Source organism: Idiomarina aquatica (assembly GCF_003987185.1).
GTDB classification, from domain to species: Bacteria; Pseudomonadota; Gammaproteobacteria; order Enterobacterales; family Alteromonadaceae; genus Idiomarina; species Idiomarina aquatica.
The window spans coordinates 185,376-208,585 of sequence record NZ_PIPS01000003.1 but is presented as its reverse complement, the minus strand read 5'-3'; the positions used below and the strand labels follow the sequence as shown (position 1 = coordinate 208,585).

Annotated in this window: 23 protein-coding genes; 6 read left to right on the top strand and 17 right to left on the bottom strand. The window is 50.8% G+C overall.

Annotation, left to right across the window (positions count from 1 at the left end; translation table 11 throughout):
* Positions 1 to 7: 7 nt before the first annotated feature.
* Complete coding sequence (srmB, locus tag CWE23_RS10420) at positions 8 to 1,222, top strand: ATP-dependent RNA helicase SrmB (protein ID WP_105307197.1); 1,215 nt, start codon at positions 8 to 10, stop codon at positions 1,220 to 1,222.
* 1 nt (position 1,223) lies between these two features.
* On the opposite strand, the gene CWE23_RS10415 is transcribed toward srmB, so the two are convergent.
* The 4 genes from CWE23_RS10415 to pomA all read right to left on the bottom strand — a co-directional run bounded on the left by CWE23_RS10415 (position 1,224) and on the right by pomA (position 4,877).
* Positions 1,224 to 1,589: a VanZ family protein gene (locus tag CWE23_RS10415; protein WP_241970619.1), complete on the bottom strand. Its 366-nt coding sequence runs from the start codon at positions 1,587 to 1,589 to the stop codon at positions 1,224 to 1,226.
* An 11-nt stretch (positions 1,590 to 1,600) separates the two neighbouring features.
* Positions 1,601 to 3,067 carry a tRNA uracil 4-sulfurtransferase ThiI gene (gene thiI / locus CWE23_RS10410; protein ID WP_105307804.1) on the bottom strand — a complete coding sequence of 489 codons (1,467 nt, stop codon included), beginning with the start codon at positions 3,065 to 3,067 and terminating at the stop codon, positions 1,601 to 1,603.
* Positions 3,068 to 3,174: 107 nt separating this feature from the next.
* Positions 3,175 to 4,107, bottom strand: coding sequence for a flagellar motor protein MotB (locus CWE23_RS10405; protein ID WP_105307198.1), 933 nt, complete (start codon positions 4,105 to 4,107; stop codon positions 3,175 to 3,177).
* Positions 4,108 to 4,109: 2 nt separating this feature from the next.
* Entirely contained in the window at positions 4,110 to 4,877 is a 768-nt protein-coding gene (gene pomA / locus CWE23_RS10400; protein ID WP_105307199.1) for a flagellar motor protein PomA, read from the bottom strand.
* Positions 4,878 to 5,083: 206 nt separating this feature from the next.
* Here pomA and CWE23_RS10395 point away from each other — a divergent pair, with 206 nt between their 5' ends.
* From CWE23_RS10395 to dxs, 3 genes are read left to right on the top strand one after another with little or no spacing between them, the layout of a single operon-like run.
* On the top strand, positions 5,084 to 5,320 hold the full coding sequence (locus tag CWE23_RS10395; RefSeq protein ID WP_105307200.1) for an exodeoxyribonuclease VII small subunit: 237 nt from the start codon (positions 5,084 to 5,086) through the stop codon (positions 5,318 to 5,320).
* The gene (gene ispA / locus CWE23_RS10390; RefSeq protein ID WP_126820216.1) at positions 5,317 to 6,204 is read left to right on the top strand and encodes a (2E,6E)-farnesyl diphosphate synthase; all 888 of its coding nucleotides are present in this window, start codon (positions 5,317 to 5,319) and stop codon (positions 6,202 to 6,204) included. Before CWE23_RS10395 ends, ispA begins: the two co-directional genes overlap by 4 nt.
* Positions 6,205 to 6,217: 13 nt before the next feature.
* On the top strand, positions 6,218 to 8,065 hold the full coding sequence (gene dxs / locus CWE23_RS10385) for a 1-deoxy-D-xylulose-5-phosphate synthase (protein ID WP_126820215.1): 1,848 nt from the start codon (positions 6,218 to 6,220) through the stop codon (positions 8,063 to 8,065).
* Here the strand turns inward: dxs and CWE23_RS10380 are convergent.
* From CWE23_RS10380 to CWE23_RS10325, 12 genes are all read right to left on the bottom strand, one after another.
* Complete coding sequence (locus tag CWE23_RS10380; RefSeq protein WP_105307203.1) at positions 8,062 to 8,535, bottom strand: phosphatidylglycerophosphatase A family protein; 474 nt, start codon at positions 8,533 to 8,535, stop codon at positions 8,062 to 8,064. The two genes, dxs and CWE23_RS10380, sit on opposite strands and share 4 nt — an antisense overlap.
* Positions 8,532 to 9,527, bottom strand: a complete 996-nt coding sequence (gene thiL / locus CWE23_RS10375) for a thiamine-phosphate kinase (RefSeq protein WP_126820214.1) — start codon at positions 9,525 to 9,527, stop codon at positions 8,532 to 8,534. The genes CWE23_RS10380 and thiL overlap by 4 nt, the downstream gene beginning before the upstream one ends.
* 60 nt (positions 9,528 to 9,587) lie before the next feature.
* Positions 9,588 to 10,007, bottom strand: a complete 420-nt coding sequence (gene nusB, locus CWE23_RS10370) for a transcription antitermination factor NusB (RefSeq protein ID WP_105307205.1) — start codon at positions 10,005 to 10,007, stop codon at positions 9,588 to 9,590.
* Between the two features lie 10 nt (positions 10,008 to 10,017).
* Complete coding sequence (ribH, locus tag CWE23_RS10365) at positions 10,018 to 10,482, bottom strand: 6,7-dimethyl-8-ribityllumazine synthase (RefSeq protein WP_105307206.1); 465 nt, start codon at positions 10,480 to 10,482, stop codon at positions 10,018 to 10,020.
* A 58-nt stretch (positions 10,483 to 10,540) separates the two neighbouring features.
* Positions 10,541 to 11,191: a GNAT family N-acetyltransferase gene (locus tag CWE23_RS10360; RefSeq protein ID WP_126820213.1), complete on the bottom strand. Its 651-nt coding sequence runs from the start codon at positions 11,189 to 11,191 to the stop codon at positions 10,541 to 10,543.
* Positions 11,191 to 11,793 (bottom strand): lysophospholipid acyltransferase family protein, encoded by a 603-nt coding sequence (locus tag CWE23_RS10355; RefSeq protein ID WP_105307208.1) that lies wholly within the window; start codon positions 11,791 to 11,793, stop codon positions 11,191 to 11,193. The genes CWE23_RS10360 and CWE23_RS10355 overlap by 1 nt, the downstream gene beginning before the upstream one ends.
* Positions 11,790 to 12,677 carry a DUF3014 domain-containing protein gene (locus tag CWE23_RS10350; RefSeq protein ID WP_126820212.1) on the bottom strand — a complete coding sequence of 296 codons (888 nt, stop codon included), beginning with the start codon at positions 12,675 to 12,677 and terminating at the stop codon, positions 11,790 to 11,792. The genes CWE23_RS10355 and CWE23_RS10350 overlap by 4 nt, the downstream gene beginning before the upstream one ends.
* A 42-nt stretch (positions 12,678 to 12,719) precedes the next feature.
* On the bottom strand, positions 12,720 to 13,502 hold the full coding sequence (gene yaaA, locus CWE23_RS10345; RefSeq protein ID WP_105307210.1) for a peroxide stress protein YaaA: 783 nt from the start codon (positions 13,500 to 13,502) through the stop codon (positions 12,720 to 12,722).
* A 40-nt stretch (positions 13,503 to 13,542) separates the two neighbouring features.
* The gene (gene secF, locus CWE23_RS10340; protein WP_105307211.1) at positions 13,543 to 14,490 is read right to left on the bottom strand and encodes a protein translocase subunit SecF; all 948 of its coding nucleotides are present in this window, start codon (positions 14,488 to 14,490) and stop codon (positions 13,543 to 13,545) included.
* An 8-nt stretch (positions 14,491 to 14,498) separates the two neighbouring features.
* Positions 14,499 to 16,346 (bottom strand): protein translocase subunit SecD, encoded by a 1,848-nt coding sequence (gene secD / locus CWE23_RS10335; RefSeq protein WP_105307212.1) that lies wholly within the window; start codon positions 16,344 to 16,346, stop codon positions 14,499 to 14,501.
* Positions 16,347 to 16,374: 28 nt separating this feature from the next.
* On the bottom strand, positions 16,375 to 16,710 hold the full coding sequence (gene yajC, locus CWE23_RS10330) for a preprotein translocase subunit YajC (RefSeq protein ID WP_105307213.1): 336 nt from the start codon (positions 16,708 to 16,710) through the stop codon (positions 16,375 to 16,377).
* Between the two features lie 131 nt (positions 16,711 to 16,841).
* On the bottom strand, positions 16,842 to 18,350 hold the full coding sequence (locus CWE23_RS10325; protein WP_241970618.1) for a sigma-54-dependent transcriptional regulator: 1,509 nt from the start codon (positions 18,348 to 18,350) through the stop codon (positions 16,842 to 16,844).
* A 172-nt stretch (positions 18,351 to 18,522) separates the two neighbouring features.
* Between CWE23_RS10325 and CWE23_RS10320 the strand changes: the two genes are divergently transcribed.
* Positions 18,523 to 19,140 (top strand): trimeric intracellular cation channel family protein, encoded by a 618-nt coding sequence (locus tag CWE23_RS10320; RefSeq protein ID WP_105307214.1) that lies wholly within the window; start codon positions 18,523 to 18,525, stop codon positions 19,138 to 19,140.
* A gap of 2 nt (positions 19,141 to 19,142) precedes the next feature.
* Positions 19,143 to 22,505, top strand: coding sequence for a PAS domain-containing hybrid sensor histidine kinase/response regulator (locus CWE23_RS10315; protein WP_126820211.1), 3,363 nt, complete (start codon positions 19,143 to 19,145; stop codon positions 22,503 to 22,505).
* Here the strand turns inward: CWE23_RS10315 and CWE23_RS10310 are convergent.
* Positions 22,455 to 23,111 (bottom strand): response regulator transcription factor, encoded by a 657-nt coding sequence (locus tag CWE23_RS10310; protein ID WP_105307216.1) that lies wholly within the window; start codon positions 23,109 to 23,111, stop codon positions 22,455 to 22,457. The genes CWE23_RS10315 and CWE23_RS10310 overlap by 51 nt on opposite strands.
* Positions 23,112 to 23,210 lie beyond the last annotated feature (99 nt).

Genomic DNA, 23,210 nt, shown 5'->3' with positions numbered 1-23,210 from the left:
GCTCACCATGGCTATCGATTGGCAAGATTTAGAACTCGACGACGCGTTAATTCACCCGTTATTGGAACTGGGGCTTAAAAAGCCGGCCAAAGTTCAGCAACAGACCATTCCGGTCGCACTCGACGGTCTGGATGTACTGCTCAGCTCCCCCACCGGCAGCGGCAAGACATTAGCGTTCCTGCTACCGGCATTGCAGCACCTGTTAGACTACCCGCGCCAATCACCGGGTCCGGCCAGAATTCTGGTGTTAACACCCACGCGCGAACTCGCCGAGCAGATCCATCAGCAAGCCAAAGCGTTCGAGGCCAGTACGGGGATGCGCTCGATTGTTGTTACCGGAGGCATCAATTACGGCAGCCAACTGAGCCAGTTGGAAAAATCACACGAACTACTGATTGCCACGCCCGGCCGTTTATTGGATCTGCTGCAAGCGGAACAATACGAACTGGAAAGCGTTGAATGGCTTATCATCGATGAAGCAGACCGGATGCTGGATATGGGCTTTACCAAGTCCGTCGAGGAAATTGCCCGACGTGCCCGTCACCGTCAGCAAAACATTCTTTCTTCTGCCACGCTTGCCAGCGGCGGCGTTGAGATCTTTGCTAAACGACTGCTGAATGAGCCAGAACGAATTGAAGTGCAGCCACCAAAACGCGAACGTGGCAAGATTCTGCAATACGTCTACTTGGCGGATACCGCCGAACACAAACAACAGTTATTACTGCGTACATTGTCCGAGTACGAAGGTCGTCAGATCGTGTTTGTCAAAACTCGGGAAAAAGTTGCCCAGCTTGCCGGACTTTTGCAAGCGCAACTAACGTATCCGGTACTGCATTTGCGCGGCGATCTGCCACAGGCCGAGCGCCAGCGTATTATAGAGCAGTTTAAACAGCACCCTAAGGCATTGCTGGTAGCAACAGACGTCGCCTCTCGGGGTCTGGATATCGAAGACGTTAGCGTGGTGGTAAACTTCGACTTGCCAAAACAGGCCGATACCTACGTACACCGTATTGGTCGCACCGCTCGAGCCGGCGCTAAAGGTGTCGCCGTCTCTCTGGTTGAAGCTCATGATGCACTGCTGCTAGGACGTATTGAGCGCTATACCGAGCAAAAACTGGAACGGCGTGTGTTTGATGACTTACGACCCAAGTATAAGTTTCCTGCAACGGATAAGAAACGCAGCAAGAAGAAAAAAGCCGCGAAGAAAAACAAAAAACGCTAACTCAGTTAGCGTTTTTTTTGTATTTCTGAACTAAAAAGACAATCGCGAAATAACCCAGTACACCCGCGCTGTCGGCCAGCCAATCATACACATCAGAGCCGCGCCCCGGGATATAGCTCTGTGCCACTTCGATAAACAGACCGTACAAACCGAGCCACAAGAAGGATGCCCTCGCTGACAGGGCAAACGCCTGATGAAGGGTAAAGCTCAGTAAGAAAAACACCCCGAAATGGACGTATTTATCGATGTATGGAATACGACTGGCGCCGGTACTCGGAACCTGCCAAAAAAAGGCAATGGTGGCGCCAATCAACAGTAAAATAAAGGCTATCCGTGCCACGGTTTTTGAACGCTGTGAACGTAACAAACTTACTTCCTTTACTCAGGTTTATAGACCGAAACATTGGTATGACCAGACTCTTGCAACAGCAACGCCTGCATCTTACTCATCACGCCCTGCGAACAATACAACAGGTAATGCGTGCTGGCATCAAGTTTTACAAATTCTGACTGCAGTTTAAAAAACGGAATTTCCTTAACCTGCAGATCAACGGATAACGGCTGCTCATCAATTTCGTCCTGATTGCGGATGTCGATAATCACCCGTTCCGTGCCCTCTTCAACCGCACTCGGTTGCAGCTCTGTCTTCTCTGCTGCCTGCGCGGCGATATCGGCCATACTCAATACCTGTGCGTCATCGACAACACGCTTCAGTAAACTCATGTCCAGCTTAGCTTCTTCCGCATGCACATCATCGACAGGCGCCCGCACGGTCGGCTTAACAGAAATCACTCCGCAATACTCCGGGATCGATTTCGCCAAAGGCTCGGTACCAATTTGCTTGGCAATATCGACGATCTCTTGCTTATCACGGGTAATCAGCGGCCGAAGTACCACCGCATCCGTTGCGGCATCAATAACCCGTAAGTTTGACAACGTCTGGCTCGACACCTGGCCGATCGCCTCTCCGGTCACCAATGCCTGCGCTTTTAGATAACGGGCTACCCGCTCTGCAGCTCTTAGCATTTGTCGCTTTAATACCACGCCCATAAGACCGTTATCGCAGTGGGTCAGAATATCCTCGACTACCGGCGCAAAATCAATACTCACAAATTTTATCGGGTGAGAAGAGCTATAGCGTTGCCAGAGGTAATGGCTGATTTGCCTTACCGCGACTTCGTGCGCGTCGCCGCCAAGATTAAAGAAACAAAAATGGGTACGAGCGCCGCGCCGGATAAATTCAAAGCTGGCAACACTGGAGTCGAAACCTCCGCTCATCAGGCTGACTACGGTTTCCTGCGTTGGAATTGGGAAACCGCCTAAGCCCTGCTGCCGTTTACCGACTAAGTGCACAATGTTATCGGTGATTTGAATCGGGATTTCAACGTCAGCATCCTTCAGTTGCACCCGACTGCCCTGGGTCTGTTTTAATAAATAACCTCCCAGGTATCTTTCCAGTTGCTGTGAGTTAAAGTCATGGTGGCCTTTGCGCTTTACCCGAACCGCAAAACTCTTACCATGCAACTGTTCGATCCAATGTGCACCGACCCAAGTGGCGATGCTGTCAAAATCACTGAGTTCGCGTTCCTCAACTTCGGCGAACCATGAAATCCCCGGAGTGCAAGCGAGTCCCTCTGAAATGGTGCGACGCACGTCGGTTGAGGATGCGCCGGCGTGCGCAGTGGCCGTCACTTCGATGCGATCCCAAAGCCACTTTACATAAACATCGGCATCGTCCCGGGCCAACACCTTGCGCAGATTATTCGTTAGAACCTTGCCGTGGCGTTTTCGCACCGTGCGGCTTTTAATGGTGATTTCTGCGTGTAAGCGTGCGACAAATTTCATAAACCAGACCCGTATTAACAAACAACAAAGCCGCCCCGCGCTTTGTTAAGCACATGGCGGCTTGAAAATATAGCGTTGCGTATTATACGGAATTTTATCGCTGTCGGCTATTCGACCACGTTAACGGGGTCTGACTCTTTCGCTTTGCCCTGCATAATGGCGATATCAACACGGCGGTTTTGCGCTCGGTTTTCGGCCGAGTTATTCGGTACGATCGGCTTGGTATCGGCGTACCCCATGGTCACCAGACGATCTTCCTCAAAGCCTTCGGTTTTCAGCATTTCTTCGGCAACAGCTACGGCTCGTTTTGCCGAGAGATCCCATTTCGAGGTATAGATCTCAGAAACCAGTTGCTGATTATCGGTGTGACCGGACACCGTGATTTCGCCCGGAATATCCTTCAGTGCCTCGGCAACAGCACGAATCACAGATTTAAATTGTGGTTGTAAAAATGCTGACCCTTCAGGGAACGAGCCACGTTCCCGAATACGAATAATAATTTGCTGGCCAAATTGCTCCATTTCCAACATACCGGCCTGCATTTCCTGCTGCAGTTGACGCTGAATGCGCTCCAACAACTCTTTGGTTTTTTCACTCGCGGCTTCAGAGTTACGCTCTGACTCTGCGCTTTTCTTATCGTCTTCACTTTCGGCTTGTTGACCGCCCCGCTCGGTTTGTTTACCACCGGCAAAGTCGGATTCTCCTTCCTGAAACTCCAGCATCTGCTGCGTCATTTCGACGGTTTGCTGCTGAATCGTTTCAATCGGGGTGGGTTCAGGTCGGCCGGGACGGAATTCCTGCGCAATGACGCTGGTACCTTTGGGGATATCTTTCACTTCAATTTTATTCTGTACACCCAGCGCGAACTTCATCGAGCCAGCAATCTGCTTGAACTTCAATACATCCATTTCGGAAAACGACAGCAATAACACGAAGAAACACATCAACAGTGTCATCAGATCGGCAAAGGTTGCCATCCACATCGGCAGTCCCGGTGGCGGGCATTTGCATTCTTCTTTGTCGTCAGCTGCCGCGGCCATAGTTACTCGTTTTCCTCGCTTTCACCCGCGCGTTTCGATTCTGCCAGGTAATTACGTAACATACCTTCGATAACCCGAGGGTTTTGGCCATCCTGAATGCCAAGAATGGCATCCAGAATCAATTGTTGATTGAGTTTTTCCTGTTCGGCACGCAGCAACAGTTTATTTTTTACCGGAATACAGATTACGTTCGCCATAAAGGCACCGTAGAGCGTCGTCAACAACGCAACCGCCATCGCCGGACCGATCGCCTTCGGGTCATCCATGTTGGATAACATCCCTACCAGGCCGATCAAGGTACCGATCATGCCCATTGCCGGGGCGATATCACTTAACACGGTAAAGAAGCGCGCGCCCTCTTCATGGCGGGAGAAGCTCATCTGAATATCTTTTGACAGCGTCTGCCGCACCACTTCAGCATCGTGTCCATCCACCAGCATATCAATGCCCTTGCGAAAAAAGCGGTTGGGTATTTCGGCTTCTTCTAGCGCCAAGAAGCCGCCTTTGCGGGCGGAATCCGCCATTTCTACGGCCGTATCAATGAGTTCCTGAGGATGCTCGATTTTAAAAAAGAAGGCTTTTGCCATCACTTTGCCGGTGGCAAAAAACTGACCCAACGAAAAGTTGGCCAAAGTGACAAACAGCGAACCACCCACCACGATCAAAATCGACTGCACGTTAATGAACAGGCCAATATCTCCGCTTAACACGATAGCTGCAATAACAAAACCTATTGCACCGATAATTCCTATCAGCGTTGCGATATCCACTCAGCGTCCCCCACAAAGTTCTTCGTTTTTACAGGCGTCTGCGGCCAGTTCCATTGCGTTCATTTTTAATCATCCCGGCGTCGCTGACAAGCGATTCCATTAAGTTCTCGCAGTAAGTTAGTCTATCATCGGCTGACATTGCTAAATCTTTATTAGATAATGGTCAGCAAACAGCAGCCCAACGCACAACCTATGGCGGGAATACCATGACAGACAGTAGCAAACAGCCGTCCTTCGAACAGGCATTGCAACAACTCGAACAATTGGTTAACGAACTGGAGCAGGGTGACTTGCCGCTGGAAGAGTCGCTGAAGAAATTTGAACAGGCCATCGCACTTTCTCGTGCCAGCCAAGCGCAGTTGCAGCAGGCTGAGCACAAAGTCAAACTGTTGATCGAACAAAATGGCGAACAACAATTGCAGTCTCAAGAGGCGAATGAGTGAGTATTAAAGCCGTTACCGAAGCGGTGCGCACACAAGTTGACGCCGCACTTGAGCAGCGTTTACGTGAGGCCAGTATCGACGCGTCTCTGGCAGACGCGATGCGCTATGGTGCCCTGCTCGGTGGCAAACGCATTCGCCCGTATTTAACCTTAACGATTGCCGACATTTGCAGTGCCGATAAGGCGGCTGCATTGGATGTGGCCTGTGCGGTTGAATGTATCCATGCGTATTCGTTAATCCACGACGATCTGCCGGCCATGGATGATGACGATCTGCGCCGCGGCAAACCGACTTGTCACATTGCCTTTGATGAGGCGACCGCCATTCTCGCCGGCGATGCCTTGCAAACGCTGGCTTTCGAATTACTCAGCGCTGCGCCGCTTGCGGCAGTACCGGCGCAACGCCAGCTTGAGATCATTCGTCTATTGGCCGCCGCCAGCGGTGGCAACGGTATGTGCGGAGGGCAGGCGCTGGATTTGGCGGCTACTCATCAATCGTTATCGGAGTCCGCACTGGAGCGCGTCCACCGTCATAAAACCGGAGCGCTAATCCGTGCCAGTGCCGAGCTTGGGGTGCTTTGCGGCAAGGAACAAGCACAGCCCTACCGGTCGGCATTTACGCAATTCGCCGATGCGCTCGGGCTGGCGTTTCAAATCCAGGATGACATCCTTGATGTCACGGCCAGCACCGAAACACTGGGGAAACCTCAAGGTTCCGACGAGCAAGCCGAAAAATCGACCTATGTTAAGTTGCTGGGGCTTGACGGAGCCCGGCAAAAACTGCTGTTATTGCACCAACAAGCACTACAGTCGCTAGCTGATATACCGTACAATACCCAGCAACTGGAACAATTCTCGACGGTCCTGCTGACGCGGGATCACTGATATAAAGAGCACTATGACAACACTTCTGGACCGTATCGAACTGCCATCGGATCTTCGTCGTATCCCTAAACCGCAACTGCAACAGGTTTGCAGTGAAGTTCGTCAATTCTTACTTAACTCAGTAAGCAAAAGCAGCGGTCACCTGGCCTCAGGCCTTGGCACCGTAGAACTCACGGTTGCTCTGCATTACGTTTACAATACACCGGAAGACAAGTTGGTGTGGGATGTTGGTCACCAGGCCTACCCTCATAAGATTCTGACCGGACGTAAACACCAATTACATACCATTCGCCAAAAAGACGGCTTACACCCATTTCCGTGGCGTGAAGAAAGCCCTTACGATGTGTTATCTGTCGGTCACTCCAGCACATCCATATCAGCCGCTTTGGGAATGGCCGTAGCCGCTGAACGCAGAGGCAGCCGCGAAAAGGTTGTGTCCATCATCGGTGACGGCGCGATAACCGCGGGGATGGCGTTTGAGGCAATGAATCACGCCGGTGACATTAAGCCAAATATGTTGGTGATTCTGAATGATAACGACATGTCGATTTCAGAAAACGTCGGTGCGCTCAACCGGCATTTTGCACGGCTTTTATCCGGTAAAGTCTATACCTCGCTGCGTGAGCAAGGGAAAAAACTGCTGAAGCCACTACCGCAGATCCACCACCTCGCCAGCCGTGCGGAAGAGCACATGAAAGGTATGATGGCTCCCGGCACCATTTTTGAGGAGCTTGGCTTTAATTACATCGGCCCGATTGACGGTCACAACGTCGACGAATTGGTGGAAACCCTGACCAATATGCGTGATCTCAGCGGTCCGCAATTGCTGCATATCGTGACGCAAAAAGGGAAAGGTTACCGTCCCGCCGAAAATGACCCGATCGGTTATCATGGCGTGCCAAAATTTGACCCGAAATCGACTCAGCTACCGGTTAAACCTCCGGGTATACCGTCCTACTCCGATATTTTCGGCCAATGGTTATGCGACCAAGCCAAACATGACCGTCAACTGATGGCCATCACCCCGGCCATGCGTGAAGGATCCGGTATGGTCGAGTTTTCAAAACGCTATCCGGAACAATACTTCGATGTTGCGATAGCCGAACAACACAGTGTGACCTATGCGGCAGGACTTGCGATAGCAGGCATGAAACCGGTTGTTGCCATTTACTCGACATTTTTACAGCGTGGTTACGATCAACTCATTCATGATGTCGCTTTGCAAAATCTGGATGTCCTCTTTGCGATTGACCGTGCCGGTATTGTCGGTGCTGACGGGCCAACGCATCAGGGCGCTTTTGACATCAGTTATCTGCGTTGCATTCCGAATATGGTGGTAATGACTCCAAGTGATGAGCAGGAATGCCGTGACATGTTGCAGACAGGCTATGAATACCGAGGCCCTGCCGCTGTCCGTTATCCTCGCGGTAGTGGTGTAGGCATTGAGTTGCGTGAGCAGGACCAGCCACTCGCTATTGGCAAAGCCAAACCAGTGCGCGAAGGGTCTACCGTGGCAATTCTAAACTTCGGTATTTTGTTACCTGAATGTATGGAAGTCGCCGAACAACTTGATGCGACGGTCATCGATATGCGTTTCGTCAAACCGTTGGACGTTGAAGCTGTGATTAATGCCGCTAAAACACACGATTTACTGGTCACGGTAGAAGAAAATGCCATTGCCGGCGGTGCCGGTAGTGCCGTGTTAGAAGCTCTGGCTGAACAGCAACTGGCCACAAATGTGTTAACCTTAGGCTTACCGGATCAGTTTATTAAGCACGGTTCGCAACAGGAAATACGCACTGAGCTCGGTCTGGATGCCGGCGGCATCATCGACCGTATCCGCACACGGTTAGCCGACTAAAGCCACATCAAAACCGCATGAATGACGACGCTGCTGGCGACGCCTGCCAGCACATCGTCCATCATGATGCCACTACCACCCGTCAACTGTTTGTCCACCCAGCCGATAGGCCAGGGTTTGACGATATCAAAAAAACGGAACAACACGAAGGCTGCCAGAACATAGGGCCATTCGAAGGGTAACGCGAACATGGCAATGGCGTAACCGACGATTTCATCCCAGACAATCGCCGGGTGGTCGTGCACACCCATTTTATCGGCCGTAAAACGGCAGATGTATATCCCACCAAGTGTGCCTAAAAGGATAAATAGCGCCAGCGCAGTTGTTCCCATCAGTGACAGCAGTGCCACCACCGGAATCGCTGCCAGCGTGCCAAAAGTGCCGGGCGCTTTGCGCGCTAGGCCGCTGCCAAAACCAAGCGCCAAAAAATTGATTGGATTAAAAAAGTTAACCCCTGGCCAACGCTTCAAGAAGTCGCTCCTGCATCATCAAGGAAGTGATTGAAACCCGGTTGCTCAAGCGTTAGCGGATAATCCTCTCCTTCCAGCTTAAAACTCACCGTCGCCTGCTGCGATTTTTTTATCCGGCCAATACAAACCGGTTTATTCTTTAAGTGCGCTGTTAGGGTTTCCAGCTTACCGCGGTGGTGCTCAGCGACCGTGAAACATAATTCGTAATCATCTCCGGCCGTGAGAGCCTTAGCATAAGCCTGCTGCTGGCTTAACGTTTCGGTCATTGCCAGCGACAACGGTAACTTATCCAGTTCGATTTCAGCGCCGACCTGAGAGCTCGTTAGAATGTGCCCTAAATCCGCAAGCAAGCCGTCAGAAACATCAATACAGGCATTAGCAACCCCTCTTAAGGACTGCCCAAGCGCTACCCTTGGGGACGGATAATGCAGACGTTCAATGAGCTTCTGTAAATGAGGACCGGCCTCAGGATAGCGCTGTTGAGTAATATCCAGCGCCAGCCCGGCATCACCCAAAGGACCGCTGACATACAACCAATCCCCCGGCATCGCCCCCTTACGAGTCAGTGCCTGACCTTCGGGAACCTGACCTTGTGCGGTGATGGTCACCGTTAACGGCCCGCGGGTGGTATCGCCGCCAATGAGGCTACAACCGTAATACTGACAAATCTCATGCAACCCGGCGCTAAATTCCTGCAACCACTGCTCATCAGCCTCGGGCAGGGTTAACGCCAAGCTGATCCAACAAGGCTCAGCCCCCATTGCAGCAAGGTCACTCAGATTAACGGCTACCGCTTTATGACCGATGGCACGTGCTGGCGTTGTGTCATCAAAATGCACACCAGCGACCATGGTATCCGTGACGGTTACCAAGTCATGTTGCGGCTGCACGCGCGTGACGGCACCATCATCGCCTATGCCAATAAGCACGTCGTCGCGCGTACGCTGATGTTGCTGAAAGTAATATTCGATGAGGCTAAATTCGTTACGCATAGTGGGTATTGGTATGGCCAAAGCGCGCACCATACGATGCGCGCTTTGGCAAAAAAAAGATTACTGGCGTACGGGTCGCAGCGAGTCGACGGCCTTATCCAATACGCCGTTGACGAAGCGATGACTGTCATCGGCGCCAAACGACTTGGCCAATTCAATGGCTTCGTTAATAGCGACCTTGTAAGGCACATCGAGCCGTTCTTTCAATTCAAACGCGGCAATACGCAGTACCGCCAATTCAACAGGATCAAGATCCTTAATCGGGCGATCCAGGAAAGGTTCCAACGACTCATCCAGACTCCGGAAATAGCTGCCGACACCTCGTAGCAAATCCAGAAAGTAATCCACGTCGACTTTGCTGGTGTCCGTATCGGTCAGGTACTGAGCCTCAATTTCAGAAAACGAATTCTGAGACAGTTGCCAGGAATAAACGGCCTGTACGGCCAGTTTCCGTGCTTTTCTTCGTGCTGCAGGTTTCATCTCTTACTCCTTACAGCTGTTCAAGAACATTGACCATTTCTAACGCGCTAAGGGCTGCTTCAGAGCCTTTATTTCCCGCTTTAGAACCACTGCGCTCAATGGCTTGTTCAAGGTTTTCGGTGGTAATGACACCATTCGCAACCGGTAAACCGTATTCGGTCGCGACACGGCCTAGTCCGCTGTTACATTCGCCGGCGACAAAGTCAAAATGCGGTGTACCACCGCGGATGACAGCGCCTACAGCGATGATCGCGTCATAGCGGCCTGATGCTGCCAGTTTCTTCGCCGTTACCGGCATTTCATAAGCGCCTGGCACACGAACGACCGTGATGTCGCTCTCATTGACCTGGCCGTAATGCTTTAACGACTGTATCGCGCCATCCAGTAAGCTTTCGACAACAAAGTGATTAAAACGCGAAACGATGATGGCGAACTTTTTGCCCTGAGCGGCGATACCGCCTTCGATGACTTGCATAGATTTTCCCTTGTTCATTTTGGCGCGGATAATAGCATAATTTTAACGGCTTTGCGGGTTATTTGCGCGCCACAGTATAGGAGTAAAAACGTTCTTTTGTATCTCGGTTTTCACCGATAAAACGCGCCGGACTGTTCTCGAGCACGGCAATTGCAGGGCGGTTAGAGGCAGCCACTGGGAACAGCACCTGTTCCCACGGCCAGCTACTGCGCAACCACCCGGATAACACCTCAAATAGGTCATTATGCAGACTGGCATTCACGGCTGGTTCAGTCAGCCACCAGGTGACCTCGGCGTTAAAATTGCTGCTGTTAATGATACCAGAGCTACCGCGTTGTTCTGCCACCGGCACCAAATAAACCGCACCAACAATCATCTCGCGTTCGCGATCAATCACCAGGTAGGTGAACGCCGTTTGATTTTGCCACTGTTTTAAATGCAACTGAACCATCGAATGATTCTGCTCCAACGTGCTTTTTTCTGACGGCCAGCTCCAGCCAAGGCGTTCGTAGAGAAATTTTTGCGAACCCATATAACTGTGAAACAGCCGTTCAGCATCCGCAGCTTCCAGTGGACGAATCTGAATGCGACTTGACTCAACGTGTTGTGGAGCCGACCAGCTTTGCCGCCAGAACTCCGCGCCGAACGCTGTGGTACAAACACACCAAAGCATGGCACAGCTGATGAGGTAGGCGGTCAGCCGCATCATTAACTGTACTCCGCCCGTTTGCCTTGAGCATGTGCAAAATAACTTTTGACCCGTTCCAATTCTTTTTCGATTTCACCCGTTATCATTATGGCTGGACCAATATCGATGGCCTTACGGGCAAAATCCATCGCCACCGGTATGATGGGTACATTGGCTTGCTTGGCCATATGCAGAAAGCCTTTTTTCCATTCTTTAACTTTCTTGCGAGTCCCCTCCGGGGTAATCACCAGAATCAATTCATTCTGTTGTTTAAACTCAGCAACCATCTTGCCAACCACGCCATTTGGTGCGCTGCGGTCAATGGGAATACCACCCAACTTGGTCATTAAACTTTTAATCGGGAAACGGAACAAACTGGCCTTGCCAAGGTAGTTCAGTTTTAATCCCAGTGCCAACATAACAAACACGCCTACCGGGAAATCCCAGTTAGACGTGTGCGGTGCAACCGGCAAAATGGCTTTTTTTACATCCGGCATTTGCCCATTGATTTTCCAGCCGCCGGATAAACGTAGGCCAACCCGGCCTACCCATCGCAAAAAGCGCCCGTCACGTGTCGGGAACTCGCCCTTCACGTGCTCAGGTAAGGTATTGCTATCATTCATAAATTTGCCTGAAACACCTGTTTTAGTTCACGTAGTTTATCTTTAATGCGCTCTATATTATCCGGCCCCATACGCAGTAATTGTTTCTGTGCCGGCGGCAACGCTTCGTACGCCGGATTAGCGTAGGTGTACATAACCTCATCGTCTTCAACTTCGACTAAGGTTTCCGGCACCGGTGTCGCCAGCAACACATCCATCGCCTCATACAAGGCATCACTCACTGCCGCATCGGGATAACCAATTTCGGCAAATGCGTCCTGTAGCAGCGGTTCAAATAAATCAAAGTTCTCTGCCAACGCTTGATTATCCATACTGATAAACCAATCCACTAAAGCGTCGTAACGCTGATAGCTGCGTTCATCAATATAGAGTTTTCCGTCGATTTCCATCACGCTAAAACGTCCGTCGGGGCGCTGTACAATAGTACGGTCGCGCACCAAGGTGCCATTGCGTAAGTTATCGATGATAACCACCGCATCACGCACCAACTGCGAACTTTTAAGCGGCTGAATCACAATTCCACTAGAGTCCAACGTCTGTAATACCGTTGGCGTACTCTGATCAAGAGGTGGTAACTCCGGTTCTGACTCTGGTTCTGGTTCTGGCTCCGGTGCAGCCTCAGCCACCGTTTCAGGCTCCGGTGCAGGGCTTGGTTCCTCGGGCTCTTGCTCAGGTTCTGGTTCCGCTTCTGGCTCGACGGTTTGCGTCACCGGCTGTTGTTGCTGTGGTGCTGGTTCGGGGGTCATTTCCGTCGGCTTGTCCGCCGTTAGCCACCATATCACCGCGGCAATTACCGCGATGACGATAATAGCGACAGCTGTCCAAGTTACCGCTTTTCCCGCCCCACTTGGTTCTTCGTGTTGTTCTGTTTGATTGTCCGTCATAGTCCTATCCGCCATGCAGTGAGTTTCGGCAAGTTATCCGTATCAACCACGCGCAGCTTCAGAACGTTTAAACACCAATTTGTCTTCGCTCGATTCTGCTGCGTTAAATTGATAGCCAGCAACATCAAAATCCTTTAAATCAGACACAGACTTGGGCGTTTGGTTCACCATAAAGCGAGCCATTAACCCGCGCGCTTTCTTGGCGTAAAAACTGATCACTTTATACTGACCGTTCTTTTCATCTTTAAATACCGGCGTAATGACACGAGCCTTAAGCGCTTTCGTGTTCACGGCCGAAAAATACTCATTTGATGCCAAATTCACCAATACATCGGTGCCTTGTTGTGCCAGATCCTGGTTCAATAACTCGGTAATGGTATCACCCCAAAACTCATACAAGTTTTTACCACGAGGGTTGTTCAGCTTAGTGCCCATCTCCAACCGGTACGGCTGCATCAGGTCAAGCGGACGCAACAAACCGTATAAGCCGGACAAAATACGCAATTGATGTTGTGAGGAGTTTAGCGCCCCGGCGTCTAACTGGTAGGCGTCTAATCCGGCATAGACATCCCCATTAAACGCAAAGATTGCCGGACGCGCATTGTGCTCACTGAAAGGTCGAGACCATTCGGCAAAGCGGGCGGCATTGAGGCCTGCCAGCTTATCGCTGATTTTCATCAACGACCCCAATTGCTGTGGGCTCAGCTCACGGCAAACGTCAACCAGCTCTGCGGCATCATCCAGTAAGCGCGGCTGAGTGGCCTCAACGCTCGGGTAATCACTTTCATAATCCAAGTTTTTCGCCGGAGATAAAACAGCAAGCATGATGCGCTCCTCAACAAGTCAATCGCGTAATTTAATGGTTTTAAGGCAACGGATCCTGATCCGCGCCCTCTTTCTCTACTTCGGTCGGCATCAAATCTTCGCGGCTCACGCCAAAGGTAATGGCTACCGAACTAGCAATGAAAATCGATGAGTAGGTACCAATCACCACACCGAATAACAACGCCGTAGAGAAACCGTGGATTAACGGACCACCCAAAAAGAACAGCGTCAGTAATACCAGAATGGTGGTTAGTGACGTTACTAATGTTCGACTTAGCGTGTCCGTTAATGCCCGGTTGACCGTTTGCATCGGCGTTAGCTTCGCGAATTTACGGAACGTTTCACGAATACGGTCACTCACGACCACGGTATCGTTTATCGAGTAACCGATGACCGCCAGTAACGCCGCCAATACCGTCAGATCAAACTCGAGACCGAGGATTGAAAACAGCCCCAGGGTCAAAATAACGTCGTGCGCCAGAGCTGCAACAGCCCCCACCGCAAGCCGCCACTCAAAGCGCAGAGCAATGTATATGAGAATGCAGATCAGTGCGGTCAGCATCGCCAGACCGCCCTGTTCGATAAACTCATCACCAACATTAGGGCCAACAAATTCAATCCGACGCATTTCAATGCTTTGATCGATATTCGACCGCAGCGCCTCAATGATTGAGCTGCCCAACTGCTCGGCTTTAACGTCAGTACGCGGCTCAAGACGGATCAAAAGATCCTGTTGCGTCCCGTAGTTCTGTACGATCGCATCGCCATAACCGTTGTCGTCCAGCACGTCGCGAACCTGTTGCAGGTTCGCGGGTTGCTGGAAGCCAACTTCAATCAAGGTGCCGCCGGTAAAGTCTAAACCAAAGTTCAGTTTGTTAACCGACAATGAGACGATCGACGCGACTAACAGCAAACCACTGATAATGGCGAAGACGCCGCGAAACCGCATAAACGGAATTCGTTCATCTGTACTAATTATTTCTCGCATAACATCGCCTAAATCGAGAGTTTACTAAGGCGTTTTCCGCCCCAGATTGAGTTCACAATCGCGCGGGTGCCGACAATGGCCGTAAACATCGACGTTATAATGCCGATAGCCAGAGTAATCGCGAAGCCTTTAATCGGACCATTACCAATCGCAAACAGAATGAGCGCTGCAATCAGGGTCGTCACGTTCGCATCCGCAATGGTTGACAACGCGCTGTCATAACCGTGGTGAATGGCTTGTTGCGGACTGCGCTTGTCTTTGATTTCCTCACGGATACGCTCAAAGATCAGCACATTAGCGTCAACCGCCATACCGACCGTTAAAACGATACCGGCCATACCCGGCAGGGTCAGCGTGGCTCCCGGAATCATCGACATCACGCCAATGATCAAAATCAGGTTCGACGCCAGTGCACAGTTGGCGACCAGTCCAAATTTACGATAATACGCGACCATAAATATCAGGACTAAGATAAAGCCCCACATAATGGCTTGCGTTCCTGCATCAATGTTTTGCTGACCCAGGCTAGGCCCGACCGTGCGTTCTTCAACAATTTGGATAGGCGCGATCAATGCACCTGCACGCAGCAACAGCGCCAGGTTTTGTGCTTCCTGGGCGCCAACGCCGGTAATGCGGAAGCTACTGCCCAACCGCGATTGAATGGTAGCGACGTTAATCACTTCGGCGTTTTTAGTGAATTGCAGGTTGCCGTTTTCATCGCGCTCGTCAGTCGCTTTGTACTCGATGAATACCGTCGCCATCGGTTTGCCCACGTTATCCTTGGTCGCCATCGACATCTTATTGCCGCCAGCGCCATCTAACGTGATATTAACCTGCGGTCGGTTGTATTCATCATAGCCGACACCCGCATTGACAATGTGGTCACCGGTTAAAATAACGTCTTCTTTCAGCAACTGCTGCGGGCCATCACGCATTGGCAACAACTCGCTGCCAAATGGCACCCGGCCGCTCATGGCATCGCGAACGTCATTTTCGGTATCAACCATACGGAACTCCAGCGTTGCTGTCGCACCAAGAATTTCCTTCGCCCGCGCAGTGTCCTGCACGCCCGGAAGTTCGACCACGATACGGTTGGAGCCTTGACGCTGAATCACCGGTTCTGCCACACCCAGCTCGTTGACCCGGTTGCGCATGATGGTGATGTTCTGTGATACCGCATAATCGCGGGTTTCCGCCAGCTTCTGCTCGGTCATACGCAATTCAAGCGTTTGTTCGTCAGGATTCTCGACCAGAGTGTATCCCTGATACCGATTATCCAGATAACTCAACGCTTGCTGATAATCTTCTTCCGTACGCAGTTGAACCTTTACCCCATCGCGATCTTCAACGTTAACGGCCGTGTAACGAATTCGCTCTTCGCGTAACTCGTTACGGACGGTATCTTTCATACCGTCGAGAATCTTGCGCATCGCTTCGTCCATATCGATTTCCATCAGGAAATGGACGCCGCCACGTAAATCCAGGCCCAGTTTCATGGGTTGGGCGCCAATGCTCTTCAACCATTCGGGGGTTGCCGGCGCCAAATTCAACGCCACGATGTAATTGTCACCTAACGATTTAACTAGGGCTTCGCGCGCTTTCAACTGCTGGTCGTCCGAAGTCAGCCGCACCAAAATCTGCTGTTCTTCAAGGGCAACGGACTTAGGAGAAATATTTTCGCTTGTTAGCGTATTGCGGACTCGATCAAGCGTTGCTGCATCAATCGTAGCTTGTCGATCTGCGGAAATTTGAACTGCCGGATCTTCGCCATAAATATTTGGCAGCGCATACAGCGCTGCCACTAGCACGACAAAGATGATCAGCAGGTTTTTCCACAACGGGTATTTATTTAACACGTCGTGCCTACCTTTGTTATTACTGTGATTACAGTGACTTCATCGTTCCTTTCGGAAGAACCGATGTAACGGCTGCTTTTTGCACGGTGACTTCAATTTCGTCAGATAGCGCGATAACGATGAAATCTTTATCGTCACTAACTTTTGTGATTCGACCGACCATGCCGCCTTGAGTAAGCACTTCGTCGCCTTTGCTCAATGACGATACAAGCTCTTTATGCTGTTTAACGCGTTTTGCTTGCGGGCGATAAATCAAGAAATAGAAGATCAAACCAAACATGACCAGCATGAAAATAAGTTCCATGCCGCCACCTTGGGCGCCACCTGCGTCTTGAGCGTAAGCAGGACTGATAAAAAAGTTCATAATATTCCCCAATTGGTCATTAATTTTATGGTATTTGTTGTCACCTTGTCTTAGATAAGGACAAGGTGACCGAATTACAAGTCAACAAGGAGGGATAGTCTAGCAAAAATTTGCCGGGAAAGAATACTGAATCAAATATCGTAACCCATTGCTTTGAGTCGTCGCCGCATTCCGACCTGCGAAACTTGCAGCTCCCACATCATCTGCTCGGTATCCCCGCGGTACTTTTCATAACACTCTTTCAGCTCCGCTTCGGTCAAGTCCTGTGCGGTTCTGATGCCATCAAAGCGTTGTATCAACTGATACACCGAGGCCCGAGAAATATTCAACTCACGCGCGGTAGCCTGTAGTTCAAAGCGATTTTTTTGCAACGCTTCAATCAACTCATCGCGACCAATGGTATTCGGCTTGCGTCCACTGCCATTTGCTTTGATTTTTTCCTGCACGCCGCGCAATGATGATTGCGGCTTCAGAATGGAAAGCAGTTGCGGGTCTAACTGCAGTGCTTCCTCATCACGACTGTCAATGACAACCTGACGAGCGACATTACGCAACTGTCTGACATTACCGGGCCAGTTAAAACTGAGTAACTGTGCAATTAAACTCGCCGGAATCTTTAATGCAAAGCTGCGCTGAGGATAAATGCGCTGCCATTGCTGCTCCACAAAGTGTAAAAACAGTATGCTGATGTCTTCAATACGCTCTGCCAACGATGGTAAAAACACCTGATAAGCGGCTAAATAGTTCATCAGTTGCCAAAGCTTAGAGCCCTGTGGACACGGGCAGGTGTCATAAATACTGGTAACAATGATTCGGCAGTTAATGGTCACCGGCTTATTGCCATTCGGTGGTATGTAACTGCCCTGCGTTAATGCCGAAAACAACAGACTTACCACCGTTTCGGAGGCATCTTCCAGATCCTCTAATACCAGTGTCCCACCCTGGGCTTGGCAAAAATAACCCGGCGAGTGTTGATCGCCACGAACCACACCAAACAGTTCCTCTTCCGCCACTACGTCGTGGATAGCGGCGACGTTCACAGAAACAAAGGGGTTATCCGCACAATGGCTTTCCAAATGGATTTTATAAGCCGCTTGTTCTTTGCCAGCTCCGGTGGCACCGCGAATGATCACCGGCATATCCAATTTCGCAATATGTTCAAGTTTATGACTAATGGCATTGATATCCGGACTGATGCCTTTAAGCACCGCATCCAAGTTATAACGGGTTTCTTCCAGCGGCATCATTTTCAGCACCAGTACCACAGTATTATTCAATGTAATAACAACACCTTGGCTGACTTCCGCTGAGCTCAGTAAATACTCACTTTGGTAGGCGCGTCCTAAAATTTGGACTTTGGTACTGGTCGAGTGCGCCCGCACGCGAAAGGCATCATCACCATCTTGTTGGAAAATAATGGGCGAACGACTGATGTGAGGATCATTGAGGGGCTTACCGGTGTAGCCGTTTTTGGAAAAATCCGGGCGGTTACGACTTAAATAATCTCGATTTTCCTGAAGAATACCCAGCAGCGGAGCGGTGTCGCCAATACGCCCCAAATCGGGGTGAAGAGCAATAATTAGCGTCGGCGCATACTCAACTCGACGTGCAATGTCATCGTCCGCATGCTTTGTTTTCATTTCTGCAACATTCATCATTTAGCGCTATTCCCTAGCATTACTACGTCTCGAGGCTGGTTACATTGTACGCGGTGACGATAAAATAGCCAACGAAATTCACCAGCTACTGACTACCAATCTTGATCTTAAAGTGACAAACTGACAAGTAAAGGTATCAGGACTCGCAGACGTTATGGATATTTTGTTTTACTGGACAGACCAGGCTGGTGTCGCGGTATTCGCCATCGCCGGTACACTGTTAGCATTCCGTAAGCACATGGACGGTTTCGGCGTTATTATTCTCGCCTCAACTACCGCCATCGGTGGTGGTACTGTGCGCGACTTAATTCTTGGCCTTCCGGTATTCTGGACCCACGACCCGACCTACATTTACACCATCTTGGTTGCAGCCGTCTTGACCATCGTCTGGTTACGTTACAAAGCTTACATTCCGATGACAACCTTGCAAATTGCCGATGCGGTGGGTTTAGCATTCTTTGCGACCATGGGCGCAGAAAAAGCGCTTTCTGCCGGCTTTTCTCCCTTTATTGCTGTCATTATGGGAACCATATCGGCCTGCTTCGGTGGTATGATCCGTGACGTACTGGCGCGCGATGTGCCGATGGTCCTTAAAAGTGAACTCTATGCCACCACCTGTATTGTCGGTGCCATGGTGTATACCTTACTGGTGCCCTATTACCCTATCATCGCCTTAGCCGCCGGCATGTTATCAACGCTGATCATTCGTCTAGGCGCGATACGGTATCAATGGTCGTTACCGGTTTTTCCTGATCACCACGACCATCACTGATCATGCTTTCGGTCAGTTTAACACTCGCAACGGCGGTCATTTATTTATTGATTCTGTTTGCCATTGCTTATCGCGGCGACCGTTCTGCAACACAGCCCGTTAAACCCTATCGTTACGCCCTGGCACAGGGCGTGCATTGTACCTCTTGGGCGTTTTTTGGCACGGTTACGCAGTCGGCTCACTATGGCTGGGCGTTTGCGCCAACCTACATCGGCGCCATCGTGGTGTTTTTGTTTTTACATGCGGTACAACTGCGCCTGTTAAGCTATTGCAAACAACAAAATATTACCTCGATTGCGGATCTCATCGGCACCCGCTATGGCAAGTCACCCTTGTTAGCCAGCGTTGTCGCCATCACCGCGTTGATCGCCGTTGTGCCCTATATTTCCCTGCAATTGCGGGCCGTAACTGCGAGCTTCTCTGCCGTCACCGGGTTCGAACCGAATCCATTCTGGCTGTTTGATTTATCCGCGTTGGTGGCTTTGGTCATGATTGGTTTTGGCTTCTTATTCGGTACCCGTCGCTTAAGCCTCGCCGAACAGCATGGTGGCTTAATGGACGCCGTGGCGTTTGAGTCGCTGGTCAAGCTGGGCGCTTTTATTATTGTCGGACTGTTTGCCACTTATGGCCTTTTCGATGGTTTAGCCGACTTACTTGATAAGAGCTTTGCTGAGCCGGTCACTCAAGCGGCTCTGAACGGTGTCGAGGGCGGCGGTTATATTTACTTAGTGCACATTTTGTTAGGCGCATTGTCGATGTTTTGTCTGCCCAGACAGTTTCACGTCAGCTACGTCGAGAATACACACAGTGATGAATTACGTGTTGCCCGCTGGGCATTTCCGCTTTACCTGTTCGCGATTAACTTCTTTATTTTGCCCATCGCCCTGGCAGCACTCTTAATCGCGCCGGAGCAGGCATCAACGGATACTTTCATGCTGGTGATTCCGCTTTCCAGCGACACTGCATGGCTGTCTCTTATCGCTTTTATCGGTGGGCTGGCAGCAGCAACCAGCATGGTCATCATCGCGCTGCTGGCACTCAGCATCATGATTTCGAACGATGTCGTGATGCCGCTGTGGTTGCGGATTGGTCATCAACAGCTGACTCGCCTGCAATTTACCCCTTCGCGAATACTGTGGGTAAGGCGGATTACCATTATGGTGGTGATGTTACTTGCCTACGTTTACTATCAACTCACCATTGATACGCTCCCCTTGGTTAACTCCGGATTATTGTCACTGGCGTTGCTTGCACAATTAGGTCCGGCCATCATCGGCAGTGTTGTGTGGCGGCGTAACAGCCAACTGGCGGTGATCAGTGGTTTAGCCATTGGCACAGGTATCTGGTTTATCACCTTATTTTTACCAGCGCTTGATACCGCTAATCCAATTTCTGATGTGCAGGTAGCCGATGGTGTGCTGTTGAGTCTCGGGAGTAATCTGTTGCTTTACCTGCTGGTTTCCATGGTTTATCGGCCCGCAAGCAACGGCAGAGATAGCAGCGGTTTTGACGAGATGACGCAAGACCCCAGCTTAACCTGGGGACGTCTGCGCGCCTTGCTTGAGCGCCTCTATAACGATGAGCAACTGGTCACTCTGCAACAGAAGCTTGGTACTGATCTTGTCAGCCAGGATTCGCAAAGCTACGTACCGGCACGAACGTTAATGCGCCTGGAACGCGAGCTGTCCGGTATTATCGGAACTTCGGCCACGCGCTTGCTGTTTGATACCATCACCGAACAACAGAACCTACCCGTAGCTAAGGTGGTTGACTGGGCCACCGAAGCATCCAAACTGTACCAATTTAACCGTGAACTGTTACAGGCGTCGGTAGAGAATATTCCACAGGGCATCAGCGTCATTGACCGTGAACTCAGACTGGTTGCCTGGAATCGCCGTTACCTGGAAATCTTTGATTATCCTGAAGGCCTCGTGAAAGCGGGAATGCCTGTTGCCGATCTGCTCTATTACAACGCCCAGCGCGGCCTACTCAGTTGCTCGGAGGATAATGACGTCAACGCCGAAATTGAGAAACGGCTGAATTATCTACGAGCCGGCAGCGCTTATAAATATCAACGAGCACAAGGCGATTCGATTATTGAGCTTCAAGGCAATCCAATGCCCGGCGGTGGCTTTGTCACCACCTACAGCGATATCACCGACCGTGTCGAGGCTCAGCAGGCGTTGCAGCGGATTAACACCGAGCTCGAACAACGTGTTAACGAACGCACCGAGCAGCTATTGCTGGCCAAACAGGCGGAAGAGAAAGCACATCTGAGTAAATCGCGCTTTTTTGCGGCTGTCAGCCATGATTTGATGCAACCGTTTAACGCCGCCAGCCTCTTTTGCGAAATGCTGCAGTCGCGGGCTGACAGCGAACAACTGCCGTTAGCGTTAAACCTTCGCCGTTCACTTGATCACGCAGAAGAGCTGCTGACCATGCTGTTGGATATGACCAAGCTGGATGCCGGTAACCTCAGCCCGGAGTGGCAATCGATTGCACTGGATCAGGTACTGTCCCCATTGGTTGACCGGTATCAGGCTATGGCGTCCGAAAAAGGACTGACCTTTCATTATCAACGCAGTTCTGCCGTAATACGCAGTGACAGAAAGTTATTAACCCGCATCGTTCAGAACCTGTTATCCAATGCCCTCCGTTATACCGGTCAGGGCCGGATCATTCTTGGCAGTAAACGTAATGGCAATCGCCTAACACTGTGGGTTATCGATACCGGCGAAGGTATACCTGCGCACAAACAGCAGGAAATTTTCAGAGAGTTTCATCAATTACGATCCGAAGGCGATAATCCCGGCCTGGGGCTGGGTTTGTCGATTGTCGAGCGCATCTGTCGACTAATGGAAGTACCCATCGAAGTACGCTCAGAGCCCGGTATGGGCACGGCATTTGGTATTCAATTACCCGTCGAACACTGGCTTCGACAGCGTTCAGCGCCAGCCTCCGTTCCAGCCGTTAGCGTTGACGAAGACTTATTGCGTGGCCTCTGTGTCTTGGTTATCGATAACGATGTTCGCGTGCTCAATGCGACCGCGTCACTGCTACAGCAATGGGGCGCAAAAGTCCTTACCGCAACTTCCCTCGCCGACGTCAAATCCTCAACTAAGGTCGACCTGATTTTTGCCGATTATCACCTCGACCATGGCGCCACCGGGATTGATGCGGTTCGGGCGCTGCGTGAACGTTGGCAGCATCACACCGCTGCGATCATTAATTCGGCTGACCCGGACGAAGTGCTGCGTGAGCAAGCATTAGAAGTAGGTGCTCACTTTATTCCCAAACCATTAAAAAGTGGCGCATTAAAGCGGCTCATTAAACGTCTCAGAAGTATCCAGCATCTGCCGAAATAATATTCCTGCCTGAGTACGATTCACACAACCCAGTTTGCGCAGAATTGCAGACGCGTGTTGCTTAATGGTGGTTTCCTGGACGTTCAGCTCGTAGGCAATTTGTTTATTCAAAAGTCCATCAGCAATGCACTGCAGGACTTTAAACTGTTGCGGTGTCAGTTGTTCCAGTTTGTTCGCAAATGCGGACATTTCCTGGTCCGTTTCATCACTTAGATTTTGCATCGAGGAAGGTAGCCAGTTATCTCCGGCCAATACCGTTTCTACCGCGATTTTCCACTCCGGCAGCGGTACTGATTTGGGAATATAACCACTGGCGCCCAGCGCCATCGCCTGACGAACAACACGGCTGTCTTCGTTGGCTGAAACAATGACGACCAAAATATCGGGATACTGACTGCGTAACACCGACAACCCTGTGAGTCCTCGGTTTCCGGGCATGGACAGATCTAAAAAGACCAATTCAATTTGCGGCTGCTCGCCAAGTAACTGCTCAAGTTGTTGAAAACTCGACGCTTCAATGACGTCAGATGACAAGCAATCCGCCAGGGCTTGCTTCATTGCAGCCCGAAACAGCGGATGGTCATCGGCAATAATAGCTCTGGCCATAAGGCTCAACTTCGTTGGCGACTGAATAGTAACCATGCTAGCGACTTTCAAAAAAATTACCAGCACGCAAGCCACAGGGATAACGCTCGCGTGCCGGTA